The organism is Pseudomonas sp. C5pp, from assembly GCF_000814065.1.
GTDB classification, from domain to species: Bacteria; Pseudomonadota; Gammaproteobacteria; order Pseudomonadales; family Pseudomonadaceae; genus Aquipseudomonas; species Aquipseudomonas asiatica.
This window is the reverse complement of sequence record NZ_JWLN01000075.1, coordinates 1-3031: the sequence shown is the minus strand read 5'-3', so window position 1 is coordinate 3031 and position 3031 is coordinate 1. Positions and strand designations below refer to the sequence as shown.

Sequence of the window (3031 nt, the reverse complement as noted above, 5' to 3'; positions counted from 1 at the left end):
TCCGTCGCCATGCTCACCTCGCTTTGGTGCACACGAGTATTGAGCATAGTCGAGATTGGTGCAGATCACTTCTGATATTGAACTGTCAGGAGCTGGCTGCACAACAGCCATTACGCCCAATCAACTGGTGCAGTCGTCTTCTGAAAATGACACAGTTAGGGTATAGCTCAGGCTGACATCCAAACAGGACGCCCTAGTCCGGGGGTGACTCGCAGAAATTGCCCTCTTCCTGTAGACTGTTGCGGCCATTGAGTTACTAAAGACACTCGATAAGACCTCATGCTTACCCTGCAAAACATGATCTGGCTGCCTACGCCGCCATAGCGCTTCGCCCCCCCGCATCATCTGTGACTGCTTGCTCTGCCAGCGGTCGCTTTCTGCTGTGCTTTAGGTTTTAACACCCGCCACAGCTCCTCTACATCCGACATTTGACCTCGTATCGACCAGCTGCACTTGGCCTGCGCCATGCTGTGCTGCGCGATCCATTGCCTTGGGAATTCTGATGCTCCACTCGTTAAAACAAACCTGGTTATCCAACATCCGTGGCGACATCCTCGCCGGTCTTGTGGTCGCACTGGCCCTAATCCCTGAAGCCATCGCCTTCTCGATCATTGCTGGCGTTGACCCTAAGGTCGGCCTTTACGCCTCTTTCTGTATCGCTGTGGTGATCGCCTTTGTCGGTGGCCGCCCAGGCATGATTTCGGCCGCAACGGGTGCCATGGCACTGCTGATGGTGACTCTGGTCAAGAACCATGGTCTTGAATATCTGCTGGCCGCCACGCTGCTATGTGGCGTGCTACAAATTGCTGCTGGCTACCTGAAGCTCGGATCGCTGATGCGCTTCGTCTCGCGCTCGGTGGTGACCGGTTTTGTCAATGCACTGGCGATCCTGATTTTCATGGCTCAGCTGCCCGAGCTGACTAATGTCACCTGGCACGTCTACGCCATGACAGCCGCAGGCCTCGGCATCATCTATCTGTTCCCCTATGTCCCCAAGATCGGCAAGCTCATCCCATCGCCGCTGGTGTGCATCATCGTGCTGACCGCCGTCGCCATGTCGGTTGGTCTGGATATCCGCACGGTCGGTGATATGGGTGAACTGCCGGATACGCTACCGATCTTCCTCTGGCCTGATGTGCCGCTGACATTCGAGACGCTGGCCATCATCTTTCCTTATTCGGCAGCACTGGCTGTGGTCGGTCTGTTGGAGTCGATGATGACCGCGACCATTGTCGACGACCTGACCGACACCCCGAGTGACAAGAACCGCGAGTGCAAGGGCCAGGGCGTGGCCAACATTGCTTCGGGTCTGATCGGCGGTATGGCTGGCTGCGCGATGATTGGTCAGTCGATCATTAACGTGAAATCCGGCGGTCGTTCTCGCCTGTCGTCTCTTGCCGCAGGCGTATTTCTGCTGCTGATGGTGGTTTTCCTCGGCGACTGGCTGAAGCAGATCCCAATGGCTGCGCTGGTGGCAGTGATGATCATGGTGTCCATCGGCACCTTCAGTTGGGATTCGCTGCGCAACCTGAAGAAGCATCCGTTGTCGACCAACATTGTCATGGTCGTCACCGTGGTGGTCGTGGTGGCCACCCACAACCTGGCCTTCGGCGTGTTAGCCGGCGTGCTACTGGCTGCGATGTTCTTCGCCAACAAGGTTGGCCATTACATGGCGATCAGTTCTTCGCTGGACGAAGCCGGCGAGCATCGTAGCTATAACGTCACCGGTCAGGTGTTCTTCAGCTCGGCTGACAAGTTCGTCGCAGCCTTCGACTTCAAGGAAGCCCTGAACAAGGTAACCATCGACCTGAATCGTGCACACTTCTGGGATATCACCGCTGTTGCAGCCCTGGACAAGGTAGTCATTAAGTTCCGCCGTGAAGGTACTGAAGTCGAAGTGCTGGGCTTAAACGAGGCCAGCGCCACTATCGTGGATCGCTTTGGTGTTCACGATAAACCTGACGCCATTGATCAACTCATGGGCCACTGAGAAGGAGAACAACAATGACCCACGTAATTGCCTGTATCGACGGTTCCACCTCGGCTCCAGCTGTTTGCGACTACGCGGCCTGGGCCAGTCTGAGCCTGGAAGCGCCGCTGACCTTCCTGCATGTGCTGGATCAGCGCCAGTATCCGGTTGCAGCAGATTTGAGTGGCAACATTGGCCTTGGCAGCCGCGAGCACCTGCTTGATGAGCTTGCTTCCCTGGATGAACAGCGCGGCAAGTTGGCCCTTGAACAAGGGCGAATCATGCTTGCAGCCGCGAAAGAACGGGCCGTGAATGATGGTGTGCGCGCACCGGAGTCCAAGCAGCGACATGGCGATTTACTGGAGAGCTTGCAAGAGCTGCAAAGTGAAACGCGCTTGCTGGTTATCGGTCGCCAGGGCGAGTCTAGTGGCGGTCTGAGTCAGCATGTCGGAAGCCAGCTGGAAAGCGTTATTCGTATCATGCACCGGCCAATCCTGGTCACCCCGGCCAACTTCCAAAAGCCCAAGAGCGCGATGCTGGCATTCGATGGCGGCGCTACAACCCGCAAGGGTGTGGAGATGCTGGCAGCCAGCCCGCTGCTGAAGGGGCTGCCGATCCATCTGGTCATGGTTGGGCCCGTGAACGACGAAGCGTCCGCGCAGCTGGACTGGGCGCAGAAAGTGCTGATCAACGCCGGATTTACCGTTCGCGCTGAGACTCGGAGCGGTGAAATAGAACGTACCCTGCACGCCTATCAGAAAGAGCATGGCATCGATCTGCTAGTGATGGGGGCTTATGGACACTCACGTATCCGGCAGTTCCTGGTCGGCAGCACCACTACCAGCATGCTCCGTACCACCACCAGTCCGCTGTTACTGCTGCGCTAATGAGCCTGGACGACGCCCTCGATCTTGCCCATTTCAAGACCCTACTGGAACAGCGGGCTGCCGAGCTGGATCGATTGCTGGGAGACGCTGAGTCTCGCTCGCAATCGGTAGAGCTGGATCAAAGCAAGGTGGGGCGTCTATCGAGAATGGACGCACTCCAGCAACAAGCGATGAA

Annotated in this window: 2 protein-coding genes and 1 pseudogene; all 3 read left to right on the top strand. The window is 57.0% G+C overall.

Annotated features, from left to right (window positions below; genetic code table 11):
* The first annotated feature begins 502 nt into the window (after nt 1–502).
* Nucleotides 503–1990: a SulP family inorganic anion transporter gene (locus RR51_RS28280; RefSeq protein WP_003090759.1), complete on the top strand. Its 1488-nt coding sequence runs from the start codon at nt 503–505 to the stop codon at nt 1988–1990.
* A 14-nt stretch (nt 1991–2004) separates the two neighbouring features.
* Entirely contained in the window at nt 2005–2856 is an 852-nt protein-coding gene (locus RR51_RS28275) for a universal stress protein (protein WP_003090760.1), read from the top strand.
* Nucleotides 2856–3031 (top strand): annotated as a pseudogene (locus RR51_RS31705) (TraR/DksA family transcriptional regulator); the annotation flags it as partial. The gene RR51_RS28275 and the pseudogene RR51_RS31705, both read left to right, overlap by 1 nt.

Bases quoted from the DNA above. Each gene is read 5' to 3' on its own strand.
- RR51_RS28280 (WP_003090759.1), top strand. From the start codon at position 503: ATGCTCCACTCGTTAAAACAAACCTGGTTATCCAACATCCGTGGCGAC.
- RR51_RS28275 (WP_003090760.1), top strand. From the start codon at position 2,005: ATGACCCACGTAATTGCCTGTATCGACGGTTCCACCTCGGCTCCAGCT.